Source organism: Streptomyces sp. NPDC051569 (genome assembly GCF_044454085.1).
Classification (GTDB): domain Bacteria; phylum Actinomycetota; class Actinomycetes; order Streptomycetales; family Streptomycetaceae; genus Streptomyces.
The window spans coordinates 271,878-290,934 of sequence record NZ_JBITDJ010000003.1; the positions used below are offsets into that span (position 1 = coordinate 271,878).

17 protein-coding genes are annotated in these 19,057 nt (G+C 71.1%); 13 read left to right on the forward strand and 4 right to left on the reverse strand.

All coding sequences use genetic code 11. The annotated features are described in order from the left end of the window. Positions 1–131 precede the first annotated feature (131 nt). The 3 genes from ACIBAE_RS06985 to ACIBAE_RS06995 all read left to right on the forward strand — a co-directional run bounded on the left by ACIBAE_RS06985 (position 132) and on the right by ACIBAE_RS06995 (position 2,142). Complete coding sequence (locus ACIBAE_RS06985; protein WP_399282818.1) at positions 132–764, forward strand: MBL fold metallo-hydrolase; 633 nt, start codon at positions 132–134, stop codon at positions 762–764. Between the two features lie 30 nt (positions 765–794). Beyond that, complete coding sequence (locus ACIBAE_RS06990; protein ID WP_399282819.1) at positions 795–1,574, forward strand: exodeoxyribonuclease III; 780 nt, start codon at positions 795–797, stop codon at positions 1,572–1,574. Positions 1,575–1,707: 133 nt separating this feature from the next. Beyond that, positions 1,708–2,142, forward strand: coding sequence for a DUF6278 family protein (locus ACIBAE_RS06995; RefSeq protein ID WP_399282820.1), 435 nt, complete (start codon positions 1,708–1,710; stop codon positions 2,140–2,142). Positions 2,143–2,579: 437 nt separating this feature from the next. Here ACIBAE_RS06995 and ACIBAE_RS07000 read toward each other — a convergent pair whose 3' ends face one another. Continuing rightward, positions 2,580–3,320: a hypothetical protein gene (locus tag ACIBAE_RS07000; protein WP_399282821.1), complete on the reverse strand. Its 741-nt coding sequence runs from the start codon at positions 3,318–3,320 to the stop codon at positions 2,580–2,582. Positions 3,321–3,424: 104 nt separating this feature from the next. Between ACIBAE_RS07000 and ggt the strand changes: the two genes are divergently transcribed. After that, complete coding sequence (gene ggt, locus ACIBAE_RS07005; protein ID WP_399282822.1) at positions 3,425–5,242, forward strand: gamma-glutamyltransferase; 1,818 nt, start codon at positions 3,425–3,427, stop codon at positions 5,240–5,242. Between the two features lie 137 nt (positions 5,243–5,379). On the opposite strand, the gene map is transcribed toward ggt, so the two are convergent. Next, a complete protein-coding gene (gene map, locus ACIBAE_RS07010; RefSeq protein ID WP_399282823.1) occupies positions 5,380–6,147 on the reverse strand; it encodes a type I methionyl aminopeptidase in 768 nt (255 codons plus the stop codon). A 63-nt stretch (positions 6,148–6,210) separates the two neighbouring features. Here map and ACIBAE_RS07015 point away from each other — a divergent pair, with 63 nt between their 5' ends. From ACIBAE_RS07015 to ACIBAE_RS07050, 8 genes are all read left to right on the forward strand, one after another. After that, on the forward strand, positions 6,211–6,462 hold the full coding sequence (locus ACIBAE_RS07015; RefSeq protein ID WP_399282824.1) for a helix-turn-helix domain-containing protein: 252 nt from the start codon (positions 6,211–6,213) through the stop codon (positions 6,460–6,462). Positions 6,463–6,588: 126 nt separating this feature from the next. Then, positions 6,589–6,972 (forward strand): PPOX class F420-dependent oxidoreductase, encoded by a 384-nt coding sequence (locus ACIBAE_RS07020; protein WP_399282825.1) that lies wholly within the window; start codon positions 6,589–6,591, stop codon positions 6,970–6,972. Between the two features lie 204 nt (positions 6,973–7,176). Beyond that, the gene (locus ACIBAE_RS07025; RefSeq protein ID WP_399282826.1) at positions 7,177–8,778 is read left to right on the forward strand and encodes a hypothetical protein; all 1,602 of its coding nucleotides are present in this window, start codon (positions 7,177–7,179) and stop codon (positions 8,776–8,778) included. Positions 8,779–9,046: 268 nt separating this feature from the next. Then, entirely contained in the window at positions 9,047–9,889 is an 843-nt protein-coding gene (locus tag ACIBAE_RS07030; protein WP_399282827.1) for a nitrilase-related carbon-nitrogen hydrolase, read from the forward strand. After that, entirely contained in the window at positions 9,886–11,166 is a 1,281-nt protein-coding gene (locus ACIBAE_RS07035; protein WP_399282828.1) for an aspartate aminotransferase family protein, read from the forward strand. The genes ACIBAE_RS07030 and ACIBAE_RS07035 overlap by 4 nt, the downstream gene beginning before the upstream one ends. 66 nt (positions 11,167–11,232) lie before the next feature. Further along, positions 11,233–12,642 carry a dihydropyrimidinase gene (hydA, locus tag ACIBAE_RS07040; RefSeq protein ID WP_399282829.1) on the forward strand — a complete coding sequence of 470 codons (1,410 nt, stop codon included), beginning with the start codon at positions 11,233–11,235 and terminating at the stop codon, positions 12,640–12,642. Between the two features lie 50 nt (positions 12,643–12,692). After that, on the forward strand, positions 12,693–13,694 hold the full coding sequence (locus ACIBAE_RS07045; protein WP_399282830.1) for a TIGR03842 family LLM class F420-dependent oxidoreductase: 1,002 nt from the start codon (positions 12,693–12,695) through the stop codon (positions 13,692–13,694). Between the two features lie 154 nt (positions 13,695–13,848). Further along, entirely contained in the window at positions 13,849–15,390 is a 1,542-nt protein-coding gene (locus ACIBAE_RS07050) for an NCS1 family nucleobase:cation symporter-1 (RefSeq protein WP_399282831.1), read from the forward strand. A gap of 35 nt (positions 15,391–15,425) precedes the next feature. Here the strand turns inward: ACIBAE_RS07050 and ACIBAE_RS07055 are convergent, their stop codons facing one another. Both ACIBAE_RS07055 and ACIBAE_RS07060 read right to left on the reverse strand, forming a co-directional pair. Next, on the reverse strand, positions 15,426–16,481 hold the full coding sequence (locus ACIBAE_RS07055) for a biotin/lipoate A/B protein ligase family protein (RefSeq protein ID WP_399283051.1): 1,056 nt from the start codon (positions 16,479–16,481) through the stop codon (positions 15,426–15,428). Positions 16,482–16,641: 160 nt separating this feature from the next. Beyond that, positions 16,642–17,811: a Rieske 2Fe-2S domain-containing protein gene (locus ACIBAE_RS07060; protein WP_399282832.1), complete on the reverse strand. Its 1,170-nt coding sequence runs from the start codon at positions 17,809–17,811 to the stop codon at positions 16,642–16,644. Between the two features lie 504 nt (positions 17,812–18,315). Here ACIBAE_RS07060 and ACIBAE_RS07065 point away from each other — a divergent pair. After that, complete coding sequence (locus ACIBAE_RS07065) at positions 18,316–19,005, forward strand: tRNA-dependent cyclodipeptide synthase (protein WP_399282833.1); 690 nt, start codon at positions 18,316–18,318, stop codon at positions 19,003–19,005. The last annotated feature ends 52 nt before the right edge of the window (positions 19,006–19,057 follow it).

Sequence of the window (19,057 nt, forward strand, 5' to 3'; positions counted from 1 at the left end):
AGCTACGCGAGCCACGCGAGCCACGCGAGCCACGCGAGCCACGCGAGCCACGCGAGCCACGCGAGCCACGCGAGCCACGCGAGCCACGCGAGCCACGCGAGCTACGAGACCGACGAGAGAGGTGGTCAGCCGTGAAACTCACCAAGAAGACGCACGCCTGCGTCCGGCTGGAGAAGGACGGGCGCACGCTCGTCATCGACCCCGGCGGCTTCTCCGAGGAGGACGCCGCGACCGGCGCGGACGTCATCCTCGTGACGCACGAGCACCCCGACCACTTCGACGAGGCGCGGCTGCGGGCCGGTCTCGAAGCCAATCCGGCGGCGGAGCTGTGGACGCTGCGCAGTGTCGCCGAGCAGGTCTCCGCCGCCTTCCCCGGCCGCGTCCACACGGTCGGCCACGGCGATACGTTCGCCGCGGCCGGGTTCGATGTCCAGGTGCACGGCGAACTCCACGCCGTCATCCACCCGGACATCCCCCGCATCACCAATGTGGGCTATCTCGTGGACGGCTCGGTCTTCCACCCGGGCGACGCGCTGACCGTCCCCGGCCACCCGGTCGACACCCTGCTGCTGCCCGTGCAGGCACCGTGGAGCAAGATCTCCGAGGTGATCGAGTACGTACGGGAGGTCAGGCCACGGCGCGCGTTCGACGTCCACGACGCGCTGCTCACGGACCTGGCCCGGCCGATCTACGACACGCAGATCGGCTCCCTGGGCGGCGCCGACCACGGCCGTCTCGCGCCGGGGGAGTCCACCGAACTGTGACTGTCGGACCCCGCCGATAGGCTGTCTCCCATGCGCATCGCGACCTGGAACGTCAATTCGATCACCGCCCGGCTGCCCCGGCTGCTGCCCTGGCTGGAGAGCAGCGGCACGGACGTGCTGTGCGTCCAGGAGACCAAGTGCACCGAGGAGCAGTTCCCCGCGGACCAGCTGCGTGAGCTGGGGTACGAGTCGGCGGTCCACGCCACCGGCCGGTGGAACGGGGTGGCGCTGATCTCCCGGGTCGGCCTGACGGACATCGTCAAGGGCCTGCCGGAAGGCCCGGAGTACGAAGGGGTACGGGAGCCGCGCGCGGTCGCGGCGACCTGCGGCCCGGTCCGCCTCTGGTCGGTCTACGTGCCCAACGGCCGCGAGGTCGGCCACGACCACTACGCGTACAAGCTGCGCTGGTTCGAGGCGCTGGGCAAGGCGGTGGCGGACGACGCGGTGGGCACCCGCCCGTTCGCCGTCCTCGGCGACTTCAACGTCGCCCCGACCGACGAGGACGTCTGGGACCCGTCCCTCTTCGAGGGGGCCACCCATGTCACCCCGGCCGAGCGGGCCGCCCTCGCCGCGCTGCGCGAGGAGGGGCTGACCGATGTGGTGCCCCGCCCCCTCAAGTACGACCATCCCTACACCTACTGGGACTACCGCGAGCTGCGCTTCCCGAAGAACAGGGGCATGCGCATCGACCTGGTGTACGGGAACGCCCCGTTCGCCGGGGCCGTCAAGGACAGCTATGTCGACCGCGAGGAGCGCAAGGGCAAGGGCGCCTCGGACCACGCCCCGGTCGTGGTCGACCTCAACCTCTGAGCCTCGACGTCTGAGCCGCGATCTCTGAGCCTCGATCTCTTGGCCTCGGCCTCCGAACCACAGCCCCCGTCCGGGCCGCGCGCCTCCGCGCGCCCTGTGGTGTGCCGGACGGGGAGCGGGCAAGCTGAGCGGTATGAACATCTTGGACAACTGGCGCAAGCGGCGTGACGGCTATCGCGGGACGTCGCTCGCCACCGCCGTCGGGGGCGCTCCCGACGGTGTGGCCGAGCTGCTCTCCGAGTGCGAGCTGCTGCGTGTCCGGGCAGGGCGCGGCGGCCTCGAACTGGACGACTCACCGGCCTCCTTGGGGGCGCTCGACCAGCTGACGCCGCGCTGGCGCGACGACCCGGAGGAGTTGCCCTGGCTGGGCAACGACGCCGGACTCTACCTGGGTACCGTGATCGTCCGTACGGTCCCCGGCGCGGCCTGGCACGTCTGGCCCGGCGGCCGTCCTGTGGTGCGGCTGGCGTCCGGACGGGAGCTCCAGGTGGTCGAGGCGGGCCTCAGCTGGGCAGCCACCGGTTCGCCCGAGCTGGCCCAGGTGTACGCGGAGGCCGCCGAGTCCTGAGGCCCGCGAGAAGCCGGGTACTCAGGCCCGCGAGAAGCCGAGCCCTCAGGCCCGCGACAGGCGGCCGCCACGCACCCGCCCGCCCGCCCGAAGCGAAGTCCCTTGCCCGGAAGCCCCGTTCGAACCGGCCTCGGCACGGCCCGCGCTGGGTCCCGGAGCGGCCCGGAGTGTTCCCCCCACCGGCAGACCGGCCGCCCCGGATCTCGACTACGATTTGACCTTCATCCCTGTGGTGACGGTGATCTCGCCGCTCTCCATCGGAACGCGCGTGCCGATCTCCGGGAACAGAGGCCGTGGGCGCTCCCGGCCGAACCAGGGACGCTGCTGCCAGGCAGGCGGCAGCTCAGGGGCGATGGTCCGTCCGGCAGCAGCCGGAGATCACTTCTCGTGCGGCGGTACCGGCGGATACGACGGTCCGCCGCCGGACGGGGAGAAGGTCAGCTGCGTGCCGGTCGGGCCGTGTCCCGCTCCGGGGCAGCCTGGGCCGCCCGGGTCACGTCGGCGACCAGCTCCACCACATCGGGGCCGTACGCCGCCGAATTCACCACCTTCAGCAGCAGACAGAACGAGTCGCCGCCGTGCTTGCGGGCCAGCTTCTCGTGGTGACGGGCCAGATAGCGGGAGGCCGCCTGGTTGGTGATGGCCCGCTGGCCGCAGAAGAGGAAGACCGGCCGCGACTCCTCCCCGGCGGTCAGCCGCGCCAGCAGGACGTACTCGGCGACACCCGGCTCGGCGCGGTACATCTCCGTGCCGATCCGGAACGCGCCCCGGTCCGGGCCCGGCTCGACGTCCGTATTGACCCTCACCCCCGGCAGCAGGGAGCTGAGATGAGCGGTCATCCGGCGGTTCGAGGCCGGTCCGCCGAGGCAGAACTCCGTACGCTCCCCGAAGCCCTGCCGCGCGATGTCGTGCTGGACTATCTGGGCGTGCGCGCCGCAGTCCTTGATCAGGGCGGAGAGTTCCAGCAGCGCGAACACGTCATGGCGGTGGACCGCCCCGTCGCCGCCCGCCTCGCGGTTGACGACGAGCAGGCACTCGCTGTGCCCGGGAAGTCCGAAGAAGGCCTGCTTCCTGCGGAGTCTGCGGTGCCAGAGGTGGGTACGGGCGAGCCAGCCCAGCGCGGCGCTGACGCCGGCGGCGACCACGCCGAGCACGATGTTGCGTACGTCGTCATTCATGGCCGCGCATCGTATCGGGACGGCGCACCATTGTTCGAGACGGTCCTGACGGGGCAGGGGTGCTGAAGTTACTCTGCCCGCACGGTTTTTGACTGGAGGTACGAATGCGTCGTTCCACTGCTCGGAAGGTGTCGGCCGTGGCCGTCACCGCGGCCATGCTGTCGGTCGGTGCGGCCGCGCCGCCGCTGGCGCGGCACCCTGCGCCCCCCGCGCCGCCGGTGAAGACGCCGGTGGCGGCCGGATACGGGGGAGCCGTGGCGAGCGTGGACGCGGACGCCACGGCCGCCGGCATCGAGGTCCTGAAGAAGGGCGGCAACGCGGTGGACGCGGCCGTGGCCACCGCCGCGGCCCTCGGCGTCACCGAGCCGTACTCCGCGGGCATCGGCGGGGGCGGCTACTTCGTCTACTACGACGCCAAGTCCCGTACGGTCCACACGGTCGACGGCCGCGAGACCGCGCCGAAGTCCGCCGACAGCTCGCTCTTCCTGGAGAACGGCAAGCCGCTCGCCTTCGACGACGCCGTCACCAGCGGGCGCAGCGTCGGCACCCCCGGCACCGCGGCCACCTGGGACACCGCGCTCGACGCGTGGGGCAGCCGGTCGCTGGGGCAGCTGCTGAAGCCCGCCGAGCGGCTGGCGAAGGACGGCTTCACCGTCGACGACACCTTCCGCTCCCAGACGGCGTCCAACCAGGCCCGGTTCGCCGACTTCCCGGCCTCCGCGAAGCTCTTCCTGCCGGGCGGAGCGCTGCCCGTCGTCGGGTCCACCTTCAAGAACGCCGATCTCGCTCGTACGTACGAGGAGCTGGGTCGCAAGGGCATAGACACGCTCTACCGGGGCGAGCTGGGCGGCGACATCGTCCGTACGGTGCGCAAGCCTCCCGTGGACCCCGCCGCGACCCGGGTCGTCCGCTCCGGGGACCTGACCGCGAAGGACCTCTCCGCCTACCGTACGAAGCGTCAGGCGCCGACGAAGGTCTCCTACCGGGGCCTCGGCGTCTACGGCATGGCGCCGTCGTCGTCCGGCGGGACGAGCGTCGGTGAGGCGCTCAACATCCTGGAGCGTACGGACCTCTCGCGGGCCACCCGGACGCAGTACCTGCACCACTTCATCGAGGCGAGCCGGGTCGCCTTCGCGGACCGGGGCCGCTGGGTCGGCGACCCGGCCTTCGAGGACGTGCCGACGAAGGGACTGCTCGCGCAGCGCTTCGCCGATTCGCGCGCCTGCCTGATCAAGGACGACGCGGTACTGAAGAGCCCGCTGGCGCCGGGTGACCCGAGCGACCCGACGCCGTGCGCGCCGGGCGGGACCGCCGCGCCGACCACCTTCGAGGGCGAGAACACCACGCACCTCACGGCGGCCGACAAGTGGGGCAACGTCGTCGCGTACACGCTGACCATCGAGTCGACCGGCGGCAGCGCGATCACCGTGCCGGGGCGGGGTTTCCTGCTGAACAACGAGCTGACGGACTTCTCCTTCGCCCCGGCGAACCCGGCGGTCCACGACCCGAATCTGCCGGGCCCCGGCAAGCGGCCCCGGTCGTCCATCTCCCCGACGATCGTGCTCGACGCGCACGACCGGCCGGTCCTGGCCGTCGGCTCGCCGGGCGGCGCGACCATCATCACGACGGTGCTCCAGACGCTGACGGGCAAGCTCGACCGCGGCCTGCCGCTGGTCGACGCGATCGCGGCGCCCCGGGCCAGCCAGCGCAACGCGGCGGCGACGGAGCTGGAACCGGGCCTGTGGAACAGCCCGGTGCGCCAGGAGCTGGAGGCGCTGGGACACACCTTCACCCAGAACCCGGAGATCGGTGCGGCGACCGGCGTGCAGCGGCTGCCGGACGGCCGCTGGGTGGCCGCCGCGGAGACCGTCCGCAGGGGCGGCGGCTCGGCGATGGTGGTGAGCCCGGCGGGCAAGCCGTAACGCCTGACAGGATGTCAACCGGGCCCCGTCCGGCCGAACTTACGGCCAGGACGGGGCCCGGTCCTGTCTGCGGATCTGTCCGCGGTCGCGTTGCCACTCCCGTCGCCGCTCCCTGTCAGAGACGCGTCAGAGCCACGTCAGAGCCGCGTCAGGATGCGCGGACCGGCGTCCGTGATCGCGACCGTGTGCTCCGCGTGGGACGCGCGGCTGGAGTCGAATGTGCGGACCGTCCAGCCGTCGGGGCCCGTGAAGTGCCGGTCGGTACCGCTCGCGATCAGCATCGGTTCGATCGCGAGCACCATGCCGTGCCGCAGGACCATGCCACGGCCGGGGCGCCCCTCGTTCGGGACGCCCGGGTCCTCGTGCATGGTGCGGCCCACGCCATGGCCGCCGAAGCCGTCCGGGATGCCGTAGCCGGCGCCACGGCAGACGCGGCCGACGGCATGCGCGATGTCGCCGATGCGGTTGCCGACGACGGCCGCCGCGATTCCCGCCTCCAGAGCCTCGTCGGCGGTGTCGATCAGCCGGAGGTCCTCCGGGCGGGCGCGGCCGACCGTGAAACTGATCGCCGAGTCGCCGGCCCAGCCGTCGAGGACCGCGCCGCAGTCGATGGACACCAGGTCGCCGTCGTGCAGCCGGTAGTTGTCGGGGATGCCGTGCACGATCGCGGAGTTGACGGAGGCGCAGATGACGGCGGGGAAGGGCGTCGGCGCCCAGTCGGGGTGATAGTCGAGGAAAGGCGAGCCGGCTCCGGCCTCGCTCAGGACGGCGCGGGCTGTCTCGTCGAGCGCGCGCAGCGTGACTCCCACGGCCGCCGCCTCACGTACCGCCGCCAGCGCCTGGGCGACGACGCGTCCTGCGGCGCGCATGGAATCGAGGGACTCATCGGTTTTGATCTCCACCATTCCAATAACTATACCGGTTGGTGGGAAGGTGGATCTTCCCCCGGGCGGTATTAGAATGACGGAATGGTACGCAACCCTCTCACTCCGGAAGAGCGCGAGCGCGGCGAGCGGCTCGGTCGCCTGCTCCGTGAGGCGCGCGGCCCCCGCAGCATGGTCGAGGTCGCGGCGGTCGCCGGACTGTCCGCCGAAACCCTCCGCAAGATCGAGACCGGCCGCGCCCCGACGCCCGCCTTCTTCACGGTGGCGGCGCTGGCCGGGGCGCTGGGCCTGTCGATGGACGACCTTGTGACGAGCTGCTCCCCGGCGCCCGTCTGACCTCCCGGGTGGCCTCCGCAGTCACCTGGCGGAGTGTCAGGTAACTGAGGGAAAGCGGGACGGTGGCGCGCGGGATTGCCCGGATACCGGCTCCGGTCGACTGTTCGACCGCGTAGTCTCCCGTTCGTGACCACCCTGGACGAGCTCGCTCGCAGCCACTACGTCAGCCTCACCACCTACCGCAAGGACGGAACGGGTGTCGCCACCCCCGTCTGGCACGCGGTGGAAGGGGGCGAACTGTTCATCTGGACCAAGTCCAGCACCGGCAAGGTCAAACGGATCCGCAACAGCGGCCGCGTCACCGTGGCGCCCTGCGATGTGCGCGGGCGGATCCCCGAGGGGGCGTCGGCGGTCGACGGGACGGCGCGGCTGCTCGACGTGCCGGAGACGGACGCCGTTCGCAAGCTGCTCTCCCGCAAGTACACCTGGCAGTTCTGGGCGATCGACTGGCCGGCCAGGATCGCGCGGCGCGGCAAGCGTCCGCAGGTCGGTATCGCCGTCTCGTTCTGAGCCCCTTCCGGGCGCCCTCCCAGCCCCTTTCCGGGCCCTGTTCCGATGCCGCGACCGGGCGGGCACGCCGCCGCACACGGCGCGGCGCCCGCCCACACCGCACCCTCCCGGAAAACCGCGCGTAGTCGTCCCGTAACACGACTGAGGTCGAATGCCTGCGGACCGGAGAGTTCCCCCCTCCGGCGCGGCAGGGACGGGGCAGCGATGACGGTGCATCAACTCCCATGGGAGATAAGGGAGTTCGCGCGGTACTTACGGGAGCTGACGGCGCTGCTCGATCCGGAGGCCGGCTGGTACGGCGTCTTCGGGCACCGCGACCCCGACGGCCTGCGCGCCTGCCGCGACGGAGCGGAGATCCCGCCCTGGGACGTCGTCGAATCGCTGATCCAGGACTTGACTGCAGGGCGCGACCCGCACACCGTCGCGACGGAGACGGAGCGGGCGCGCCGGCTGCACGCCGCGTCCGTCGCCGCGCACGACCGGCGCCCCGGCGGGCGTGAGGCACTCGCGGAGCGGCTGCGGCTGATGCTGCGGGAGCAGGCGTTCGCGGCGGGGCGGGCCGACGAGCTGGTCCGTCTGGTACGGACGGCTCCCGCCGGTACGCCCGACGCGGAGCGGCACGAACACGACCTCGCCTGGATCCGCGACGACCATGCTCGCGCGTCCGCCCGCTGCGCCGAACTCCGTTCGAGAATCGACGCCTTGACGACTCCCGGCCGGGGCGCCGCCACACCGCGCCCGGCGGCCCCGGACGGCTGGTTCCGGATCGAGGACCCGGCGCCGGACGAGGACGCGGCCTTCGGTGAGTCGGGGCCGCCCGCCGCCCGCTCAGGACCGGGCCGGCGAGCCGCCGGGGCGGACGCCCGGGACCCGGCCGAACGGCCGGGCGCTTCCGGCACGCGTGGTGTCCCGCACTGGGCGGGAACGGCGGAGGAGAGCGGCCGTGAGCTCACGGAGCCGGCCGTCTCCGAGGACTCCGCCCGGTCCCGGGCGCAGGCCCCGGCGAAGCCCAAGGAGACGCCCAAGGGACCCAAGGAGTCCAAGGGGAAGAAGCGCGTGCCCGCGCCCCGGCGGGCGCCGCGCGGCGCCCGGTTCGCCGGGCTGGAGATCGATGAGGCCGACGGGACGGGCGAGTCCGGCACCCCCGGTGAGGAGGCCGCCGTTCCGGAGCCCGCGCCGGGGGCGCCCCCGTACGCGCCCGCCGCCCCGCGCGGAGCCCGCTTCGGCGGGGTGCCCGCCGCGCCCACCGGTGAGGCCGCGCCCGCGTACGCGCCGGAGGACCGGCAGGCCGCCGCCCGGACCGTCGCCGCGCTGATCCGGCTGCGGGCCGAAGGACGTACCGGCGAGGCGCATGTGGTGCTCTGCGAAGCCGCCGGGCGGCCCCCGGCACAGCTGCCCCTGCTCGCCGCCGAACTGCACCGCGCCGGGCTCGGCGCCGACTGGGCCGAGCTGCTCTGGGAAGCGGCGTGGCTGCCGCCCGCGCAGCTCGCCGCCGCGGCCGGGGCGCTCGCCGCGGCCGGCCGGGACGGCGACTGCGGTCATCTGCTGCGCCAGGGGGCGGCTCGTCCCGCCGACGAGATCACCGACGCGGTTCTCGCGCTGGGCGAGGCGGGGCGCGCGCCCGAGGCGAAGGCGTTGCTCAGCGCCTTCGTGCAGACCCGTACGCCGGCGGACGCGGTGCGCGTGGCCGCACCCGATCCGGTCCGCCTGGTCCCGCAGCTGCTCGACGCCGCACGCGCGGTCTCGATGTCCCGCGTGCACGACCTCGTCCACGCGCTGCGCGCGGCGGGCATCGCGAACGTCTGACCTCCCACGCCCACGCCGGCGGCAGCACGCGAAGACCGGTCCCTTGCCGCTGGTCCGCTCCGTCTGGTCCGCTCTGCCCGGACCGCTTCATCTGGCCCGATTTGATTCACAACGTCCGACGTCGACCGCTCGGGTGTGAAACTTGATCGACTCTGCGGGTTAACGACGATGGTCTTGCCCCCGTGTGTGACGGGGCTTAGGTTCTCCTCCTACGCACCGCGTCTACGTGCGTAGAAGCTCATCGACGCCCCCGCCGAAGGAGCAGCCCGTGGCCGCAGTCGTACGCGCCGCACTCGTCCAGGCGACCTGGACCGGCGACACCGAATCCATGATCGCCAAGCATGAGGAGCACGCCCGCGAGGCGGCCCGGCAGGGCGCTCAGGTGATCGGCTTCCAGGAAGTGTTCAACGCCCCGTACTTCTGCCAGGTGCAGGAGCCGGAGCACTACCGCTGGGCCGAGCCCGTCCCGGACGGGCCGACCGTCACCAGGATGCGCGAGCTGGCCCGGGAGACCGGGATGGTCATCGTCGTACCGGTCTTCGAGGTCGAGCAGTCCGGCTTCTACTACAACACCGCCGCCGTGATCGATGCCGACGGCTCGTACCTCGGCAAGTACCGCAAGCATCACATTCCGCAGGTCAAGGGGTTCTGGGAGAAGTACTACTTCAAGCCCGGCAACGCGGGCTGGCCCGTCTTCGACACCGCCGTGGGCCGGGTGGGCGTCTACATCTGCTACGACCGCCACTTCCCGGAGGGCTGGCGCCAGCTCGGACTGAACGGCGCCCAGCTCGTCTACAACCCCTCCGCCACCTCCCGGGGCCTGTCCGGCTACCTCTGGCAGCTGGAACAGCCGGCCGCCGCCGTCGCCAACGAGTACTTCATCGCCGCGATCAACCGCGTCGGTCAGGAGGAGTACGGCGACAACGACTTCTACGGCACCAGCTACTTCGTCGACCCCCGTGGCCAGTTCGTCGGCGAGGTCGCCAGTGACAAGGCGGAGGAACTGCTCGTACGCGACCTGGACTTCGGTGTGATCGACGAGGTCCGGCAGCAGTGGGCGTTCTACCGGGACCGCCGCCCCGACGCGTACGAAGGACTGGTTCAGCCGTGACGCACCTCCACGACCGCCACCGCGGCGTCCTCCCCGACTGGCTCGCGCTCTACTACCAGGAGCCGATCGAGCTCACCCACGGCGAGGGCCGGCATGTCTGGGACGCGGACGGCAACCGCTATCTCGACTTCTTCGGCGGCATCCTCACCACCATGACCGCCCACGCCCTCCCCGAGGTCACCAAGGCGGTGAGCGAGCAGGCCGGGCGGATCATCCACTCGTCCACGCTCTACCTGAACCGCCCCATGGTCGACCTCGCCGAGCGGATCGCGACCCTGTCCGGCATCCCGGACGCCCGGGTCTTCTTCACCACCTCGGGCACCGAGGCCAACGACACCGCACTGCTGCTGGCGACCACGTACCGCGCGTCGAACCAGATCCTGGCCATGCGCAACAGCTACCACGGCCGCTCCTTCTCCACGGTCTCCATCACCGGCAACCGCGGCTGGTCGCCGACCGGCCTCTCCCCGCTCCAGACGCTGTACGTGCACGGTGGCGTCCGCACCCGCGGCCCGTACGCCGGTCTCACCGACGAGCGGTTCATCGAGGCGTGCGTCGCCGATCTGGAGGACCTGCTCGGGCACACCCGCGCGCCCGCCGCGCTGATCGCCGAACCGGTGCAGGGCGTCGGCGGCTTCACCCTCCCGCCGGACGGGCTGTACGCCGCGTTCCGCGAAGTCCTCGCCCGGCACGGCATCCTGTGGATCAGTGACGAGGTGCAGACCGGCTGGGGCCGTACCGGCGACCACTTCTGGGGCTGGCAGGCCCACGCGCAGAACGGCCCGCCGGACATCCTCACCTTCGCCAAGGGGATCGGGAACGGCATGTCCATCGGCGGGGTCGTCGCCCGCGCCGAGATCATGAACTGCCTGGACGCCAACTCCATCTCGACCTTCGGCGGCAGCCCCGTCACCATGGCGGCCGGCCTCGCCAACCTCGGGTATCTGCTGGAGCACGACCTCCAGGGCAACGCCCGCCGGGTCGGCGGACTGCTGATCGAGCGGCTGCGGGCGATCGGCTCCGGTGTCGAATCCGTCCGCGAGGTGCGCGGCAGGGGGCTGATGATCGGCATCGAGCTGGTCGAGCCCGGCACGGGCGAGGCATCCCCCGAACGGGCGGCCGCCGTACTCGAAGCGGCGCGCGAGGGCGGGCTGCTGATCGGCAAGGGCGGCGGCCACAACACCAGCGTGCTGCGGATCGCGCCACCGCTCTCCCTGACCGTCGCCGAGGCGGAAGAGGGCGCCGCGATCCTCGAACGGGCCCTGCACACCGCCTAGAACCAGGTCCCGTCCCCGCCGACGGATCAGCCACCGGACCGGCCATCGAAGGGAGCCACCCATCCCATGAGCACCCACACCCGCACGCTGATCCGTGGCGGGCTCGTCATCACCGCCGCTGACGAGACCCATGCCGATGTCCTGATCGAGGACAGCCGGATCGTCGCCCTGGCCGCCCACGGCTCCGACGTCGCCGAGGGCTGGACCGCCGACCGTACGATCGACGCCACCGGCAAGTACGTCATCCCGGGCGGTGTCGACGCCCACACCCACATGGAGCTGCCGTTCGGCGGCACCTTCGCCTCCGACACCTTCGAGACCGGCACCCGGGCGGCCGCCTGGGGCGGCACCACCACCATCGTGGACTTCGCCGTCCAGTCGCCCGGCCAGGCACTGCGCCAGGGACTCGACGCCTGGTACGCGAAGGCCGACGGCGTCTGCGCCATCGACTACGCCTTCCACATGATCGTGGCCGACGTCAACGAGCACACGCTCAAGGAGATGGACCTCCTCGTCCAGGAGGGCATCACCTCGTTCAAGCTCTTCATGGCGTACCCCGGGGTCTTCTACAGCGACGACGGCAAGATCCTCCGTGCCATGCAACGCGCCTCCCACAACGGCGGGTTGATCATGATGCACGCCGAGAACGGCATCGCCATCGACGTACTCGTCGAACAGGCCCTGGCCGCCGGCCGCACCGATCCGCGCTACCACGGAGAGGTACGCAAGGTCCTGCTGGAGGCCGAGGCCACGCACCGGGCGATCCAGCTCGCGCGGGTCGCGGACGCCCCGCTGTACGTCGTGCACGTCTCGGCCGAGGAAGCCGTCGCCGAGCTGGCGGCCGCCCGCGACAAGGGTCTGCCCGTCTTCGGCGAGACCTGCCCGCAGTACCTCTTCCTCTCCACCGACAACCTCGCGGAACCGGACTTCGAGGGCTCCAAGTACGTCTGCTCCACGCCGCTGCGCCCCAGGGAGCACCAGGAAGCGCTCTGGCGCGGACTGCGCACCAACGACCTCCAGGTGGTCTCCACGGACCACTGCCCGTTCTGCTTCAGCGGCCAGAAGGAGCTGGGGCGCGGCGACTTCTCCAAGATCCCCAACGGGCTGCCGGGGGTGGAGAACCGGATGGACCTGCTCCATCAGGCCGTCGTCGAGGGGCGGCTCACCCGCCGCCGCTGGATCGAGATCGCCTGCGCGAGCCCGGCCCGGATGTTCGGCCTCTACCCGCGCAAGGGCACCATCGCACCGGGCGCCGACGCCGATGTCGTCATCTACGACCCGGCCGCCGAGCAGACCGTCTCCGCCGAGACGCACCACATGAACGTCGACTACTCCGCGTACGAGGGCAAGCGGATCACCGGGCAGGTGGAGACCGTCCTGTCCCGGGGCGAACTCGTCATCGACCGGCGGAAGTTCACCGGTCGGGCGGGACACGGCCAGTACACCCCCCGCTCGACCTGCCAGTACCTCACGTGATCAGCGGCTCCCCTTGATCACGCCTCACGAAAGCTAGGAGTGGCCAGGCCATGGACTTCGGACTCGTCCTCCAGACCGACCCGCCGGCCTCGGCGGTCGTCGGACTCATGCGGCGCGCCGAGCGCAACGGCTTCCGCTACGGCTGGACCTTCGACTCGGCCGTGCTCTGGCAGGAGCCGTTCGTCATCTACAGTCGCATCCTGGAGCACACCACCCGGCTGACCGTGGGTCCCATGGTCACCAACCCGTCCACCAGGACCTGGGAGGTGACCGCCTCCACCTTCGCCACCCTGAACGAGATGTACGGCAACCGCACGGTGTGCGGCATCGGGCGCGGCGACTCGGCGATGCGCGTCGCCGGCCGCAAGCCCAACTCCCTGGCCCGGCTGGGCGAGGCGATCGACGCCATCCGCGATCTGGCGGAGGGGCGGGCGGCCCTGGTCGACGGACAGGAGATCCGGCTGCCCTGGATCCGGGAGGGGAAGCTGCCGGTGTGGATGGCCGCGTACGGCCCCAGGGCGCTGGCCCTGGCAGGGCAGAAGGCCGACGGCTTCATCCTCCAGCTCGCGGACCCCTTCCTCACCGAGTGGATGGTCCAGGCGGTCCGTACGGCGGCCTCGGACGCCGGGCGCGACCCGGACTCCGTCACCATCTGCGTGGCCGCGCCCGCCTATGTCGGCGACGACCTGGCGCACGCGCGGGAGCAGTGCCGGTGGTTCGGCGGAATGGTCGGGAACCATGTCGCCGATCTGGTCTCCCGGTACGGCGAGCACTCCGGGCTCGTACCCGACGCGCTGACCTCGTACGTCAAACAGCGTGAGGGGTACGACTACAGCCACCACGGCCGGGCGGGAAACCCGTCGGCGGATTTCGTCCCCGATGAGATCGTCGACCGGTTCTGCCTGCTCGGGCCGGCCGAGGCGCACATCGAGAAGCTGAAGGCGCTGCGCGCGCTGGGCGTCGACCAGTTCGCGGTCTACGCCATGCACGACGCGAAGGAAGAGACGATCGAGGTGTACGGCGAGGAGGTCATCCCCGCGCTCCAGGACTGAGCCCGCGCCTGGCCGTATCCGGCTGTGGCTGTGGCCGGCTGAACCCGTATCCGTACCCGTACCCGTACCCGTACCCGTACCCGTACCCGTACCCGTACCCGTACCCGTACCCGTACCCGTACCCGTACCCGTACCCGGACGAAGGGTCCGCGCGATGACCGCGACCGTACCGCCCGCTCCCTCCGAAGGGCCGATAACCGGTCCGCCCGCCGATCCCCAGGGCCGCGTCGGACTACCGCCAGGCGCGGTGCCGGACGACCCCCGTTTCGTCAACGACGACCTGCTGCCCGTCCCGGTCGCGCGCCGCCGCTGGACCACGTACAACTTCGCCGCGCTCTGGGTCGGCATGGCGCACAACATCCCCTCCTGGATGCTCGCCTCCGGCCTGGTCGCCCTGGGCATGGACTGGAAACAGGCGGTCCTCACGATCGCGCTGGCCAATCTGATCGTGCTGTTCCCGATGCTGCTGACCGGGCACGCGGGACCCAAATACGGCATCCCGTTCCCCGTGCTCGCCCGCGCCTCCTTCGGGCTGCGCGGCGCCAACCTGCCCGCGCTGATCAGGGCGGCCGTCGCCTGCGCGTGGTTCGGGATCCAGACCTGGATCGGCGGACAGGGCATCTTCGTCCTGCTCGGCAAGATCTTCGGCGGCTGGGCGGAGGCGTCGGAGGTCGGCGGCCAACCGTGGACCCTCTGGGTGTGCTTCGTCCTCTTCTGGGCACTCGAACTCGCCATCATCTACCGGGGGATGGACACCCTGCGGCGCTTCGAGAACTGGGCCGCGCCCTTCGTGCTCGTCGGTGCGCTGGTGCTGCTCGTCTGGATCACCGTCAAGGCGGGCGGCGTCGGCCCGCTGCTCGACCAGCCGTCCGAGCTGGGCTGGGGCGCGGACTTCTGGCCCGTCTTCTTCCCGTCGCTCATGGGAATGATCGCCTTCTGGGCCACCCTGTCGCTGAACATCCCCGACTTCACCCGCTTCGGTGCGGGGCAGCGCGCCCAGATCTGGGGACAGACGCTCGGCCTGCCGACGACCATGACGGCGTTCGCCCTGCTGTCGGTCTTCGTCACCTCCGGCTCGCAGGCGGTGTACGGCGCCGCCGTCTGGGACCCGGTCGCGCTCGCCGCCAAGACCGACAACGTCTTCGGGCTGCTCTTCGCGCTGGTGACCGTACTGATCGCCACGATCTCGGTGAACATCGCGGCCAACGTCGTCTCGCCCGCGTACGACCTCGCCAACCTGGCGCCGAAGGTCATCAACTTCCGTACGGGCGCGCTCATCACGGGTGTGGTCGGGGTCCTCGTCATGCCGTGGAAGCTCACCGCCACCCCGGAGCTGTACATCTTCACCTGGCTCGGGCTGGTGGGCGGCCTGCTCGGTACGGTCGCGGGCATTCTGATCGCCGACTACTGGATCGTCCGCCGCACCGTCCTCGACCTCGCGGACCTCTACCGGGCCGGCGGACGCTACTGGTACACCAACGGCTGGAACATCCGGGCGGTGCTGGCCTTCGCCGTCGGCGGTGTCCTGGCCGTCGGCGGCTCCCACTCGGCCCCGGGCCAGGGCCCGTTCCCCGAGGACGGCCTGATCCCCTTCCTCGAACCGCTCGCGGACTACGGCTGGGCGGTCGGCCTCGCGGCCTCCATGCTGCTGTACGTCGCCCTGACACTGCCGGCCCGGCGGACCGGGACCGCCTGAGTGGCGGTCCCGCAGAGCGCCCGGGTGCCGTACGGCTACGGCACCCGGGCCGTCCACTCGGCGGTGCTGAACTTCGTCGCGGCCAGTTCGCGGGCCTGGGTCATCTCCTCGGACGTGACCTGGCCGGCCGTGAGGCCGTAACGGCCTCGGAAGGAGTCGATCATCCGGTCGATGACGGCCTCACGTGGCAGGCCGGTCTGGCGGCGCAGCGGGTCCACACGCTTCTTGGCGCTCTTGGTGCCCTTGTCGGACAGCTTCTCCCGGCCGATACGGAGGACATCGAGCATTTTGTCCGCGTCGATGTCGTACGCCATCGTCACGTGGTGCAGCACAGCGCCCGTGCCGCTCACGATGCGCTTCTGGGCGGCGCCCGCGACCTTCCCGGCGTCCGTGGTGATGTCGTTGAGCGGCTGGTACCAGGCGTTGACGCCCATGTCGCCGAGCGCGCCCAGGACCCAGTCGTCGAGGTAGGCGTAACTGTCGGCGAAGGTGAGCCCCTTGACCAGGGAGTCGGGGACGGAGAGGGAGTAGGTGATCGTGTTGCCAGGCTCGATGAACATGGCTCCGCCTCCGGAGATGCGCCGGACGACCGTGACGTCGTGCCGGGCGGCGCCCTCCGGGTCCACCTCGTTGCGCAGGGACTGGAAGCTGCCGATCACCACGGCGGGGGCGGCCCATTCCCAGATCCGGAGGGTGGGTGGGCGGCGACCGGCCGCGACCTCGGTGGTGATGACCTCGTCCAGCGCCATGTGGAGGGCGGGGGACTCGGGGGCCTCGTGGATGAGCTGCCAGTCGTAGTCCGTCCAGTCGGTGGCGCGCGCCACCGCGCGGCGTACGGCGACGGCGACGCCCTCGGCGGTCAGGCCGTACATCACGGTGCCTGCGGGGAGCGCGGCCTCGATACGGGCGGCGAGGCCGGCGGCGTCGGTGTCGGCCGGTGCGCCCTCCAGCGCCGCGTCGATGGCGAGGATCGCCTCGTCCGGTTCGAGGAAGAAGTCGCCGGCCACGCGGACGTTCCGCAGCGCGCCGCCGTCCGTGTCCAGGTCGACGACCACGAGCTTGCCGCCGGGGACCTTGTACTCACCGTGCACGGTCATGCCTCCATCCGCCCGACCCACTTCTGCGAGTCGGCTCCGACCCGGCATAACCCCGCCGCCTTATCGTTTAATCCGCACATTTCACCGGGCCGGGCGGCAGGCGTTCTTCCGGCTCATGGGTCCGGAGCGGGCGTGGCCGGGCAGCCTCGTCGGGTCAGCCGGCCCCGTGGGGGGCCACGGACGGGGCCGGGTCGGCCGGCGACGCGGCGCCGCAGAGGGCGGAGGCACCGCCCAGCGCGGATTCGGGGCGGATCGGGACGCCGTTGTCGCGCAGTACCTCGCGGACCTTGAGGATCAGCGGGAAGACTTCCTGGTTCCAGTCCTCGCCCTGCTCGTCCCAGGCCCGCTGCTCGGCCTCGACCGCCATCCGGTCCTCGGCGAACACCCGTTCCGTGAAACGCCGGATCAACGGCCAGGCGAGGCGGAGGGCTCCCGGGACCGGTGGCTTCGCGATCATGAGCAGACCGTACGTGTGACAGACGCGCTGCTCGGCGTCCACCGGCACGTAGGCCGCCCAGAGCGAGAAGGCCGGGAGTTCGGCCTTCTGGGGCACGGCCAGGAGCGTTTGGTAGGGGTACGCGGTGCGGACGGTGATGACGTCGGGCGAGTTGCCGCCACCGATCCCTTCGGCGGACAGCAGGCCGGCGCCACGGTCCTTCTTCCCGCCGGCGGGAACGAAGAGGTACCGCGCCTCCACCGATCGCGCGTCGCTGTCGGAACCGAGGAATTCGGGCTGAATCCTGCCGAGGATCCCCCGGTGCAGGAATTGATGATTCATGTCGAGGAGATTCTCGTGCATGAACGAGTAATGGCAGCGCACCGTGCGCGAGAACACCATGGTCCTGTGCCGGGCCGAATGGAACTCCGGCAGCTCGGGCAGCGGTGTCGTGGCGGCCTTCTCCGGGTCGCCGGGAAAGACGAACACCAGACCGTAGGCTTCCCTGACCGGATAGGAGCGCACACCACGCGGCGGCCGCTCGGCACCCTTGGGCAAATACGGGATCTGTGAGATACGGCCGTTTCCCCGATAGGTCCAGGCGTGGTAGCAGCAGCGCAGTGTCTCGCCCTCCACGACACCCATGCTCAGAGGCACCTGACGGTGAGCGCATCGGTCCTCCAGCGCGTAGACCGCGCCACTCCCGCCCCGGTACAGCGCGATCCGCTGACCCGCGAATCGGGCGGCGAACGCTTTGCTCCGCGCCACGCTGCCCGATACGGCGACCGGGTACCAGAAATCCGGATGGATTCCGGTACGCCGAAGGTCGGTCGCGCCGCCGTCACGATCGTCGGGCGCCTGCGGCTTTCCCGCTGACCCGGATGTCATCGACCGGCCACTTGCGGACTGTGCCTCGCTCATGGTTCTCCCTCGCACGCGGGTCACGGATATGGAACGGGGAAAGAAGGCGTCCGGCGTGCGGACAGGGCGTCGCACACCCGCTCCGCCGTCTCCGGGGCGTCCGCCGACGCGGCCTTTCACGTCCCGGTCGTTCATCCCGCAGGGCTCTGGTGGCCAGGGGCGCACTGTCGCCGTTCTCCTCGATCACTCTGTGTACTTGCCACGGAATCGCCCTGATCAGGCTCGCCCCGGAGGGTGACGGAGGCGTGAGACGCCCCGTGACCGGGGATGCCCGGCGGCCCGCGCCGGCTGATGCCGTCGAAGTGCGCCGAGCTCATCCGCCTCCGCGGCCGGAAACCCTTGTGCACTCATTCGGGTGAAGCGCCGCATGGTCTTCTGTCATATGCGGAATATCACCCTGTGTAAGATTGTCGTTGCTTTGGGTGAGGTTCCATGTCTCAAGGCGAACTACCGTCACGTGCCGATCCCGCCGTGGACGCCGTGGACGCCGTGGACGCCGTGCCGCTCGGAGCACGGAGCGACGTCATCCTCCAGCAGGGGGATCACGCGCTCTTCGGAGTGAGCACGGGCAACAGTTACTTCAGCCGCCGGCGCCTGGCCCACGCGATTTCCTGGGCGGCGGCACACTTCGACGTGGTCGACGTGATCTACGCCGACCTCTATCTCGACGCGATGTGTGAAGCCTTCGGCTACGAGCTCGCGGACGCGCGCAGAAGCGCGGCCAAGCAACTGCGGGGTGTCCGGCGGCGGATTCAGGGCGCTCTGGAGGATGCGGGCAAGCCGGCGGACCGGGTGCGGGCCCGGCCGTTGTCCGACTTCCTGGAAGAGCCCGCGTATCAGGAGGTCCGGGCGCGAGCGCTGACCGCGCTGCTCACCGATACCGAGCTGCGGGCCGTGCGGGACGAGATGGCGTACCAGTTCCTCGCCAAGAGGCTGGACCCCGGAGCCTTCCCCACCACCAGGCAGGTGCAGGTGGTGCAGAGCTACGTCGATGCCGAGCTGCCGTTCTTCGTGGACAGCCCGAGCATCCTGGGCGTGGCTTCCTCCGTCCACTGCTACCACACGGTCATGGCGCTGGGGCGCCTGCTGTTCAGCGACCGTGTGGTCGGTCTGAGACCGGCCGACAACCAGGGCTACGCCATCGTCGCCTGCCAGGACTGACACCCCGGCCGCCCGTTCACCGCGAGCCGCCCGTCCAGCGCGAGCCGCCCGT

Bases quoted from the DNA above. Each gene is read 5' to 3' on its own strand.
- ACIBAE_RS06990 (WP_399282819.1), top strand. From the start codon at position 795: ATGCGCATCGCGACCTGGAACGTCAATTCGATCACCGCCCGGCTGCCC.
- ACIBAE_RS06995 (WP_399282820.1), top strand. From the start codon at position 1,708: ATGAACATCTTGGACAACTGGCGCAAGCGGCGTGACGGCTATCGCGGG.
- ACIBAE_RS07000 (WP_399282821.1), bottom strand. From the start codon at position 3,320: ATGAATGACGACGTACGCAACATCGTGCTCGGCGTGGTCGCCGCCGGC.
- ggt (WP_399282822.1), top strand. From the start codon at position 3,425: ATGCGTCGTTCCACTGCTCGGAAGGTGTCGGCCGTGGCCGTCACCGCG.
- map (WP_399282823.1), bottom strand. From the start codon at position 6,147: ATGGTGGAGATCAAAACCGATGAGTCCCTCGATTCCATGCGCGCCGCA.
- ACIBAE_RS07015 (WP_399282824.1), top strand. From the start codon at position 6,211: ATGGTACGCAACCCTCTCACTCCGGAAGAGCGCGAGCGCGGCGAGCGG.
- ACIBAE_RS07025 (WP_399282826.1), top strand. From the start codon at position 7,177: ATGACGGTGCATCAACTCCCATGGGAGATAAGGGAGTTCGCGCGGTAC.
- hydA (WP_399282829.1), top strand. From the start codon at position 11,233: ATGAGCACCCACACCCGCACGCTGATCCGTGGCGGGCTCGTCATCACC.
- ACIBAE_RS07045 (WP_399282830.1), top strand. From the start codon at position 12,693: ATGGACTTCGGACTCGTCCTCCAGACCGACCCGCCGGCCTCGGCGGTC.
- ACIBAE_RS07050 (WP_399282831.1), top strand. From the start codon at position 13,849: ATGACCGCGACCGTACCGCCCGCTCCCTCCGAAGGGCCGATAACCGGT.
- ACIBAE_RS07060 (WP_399282832.1), bottom strand. From the start codon at position 17,811: ATGACATCCGGGTCAGCGGGAAAGCCGCAGGCGCCCGACGATCGTGAC.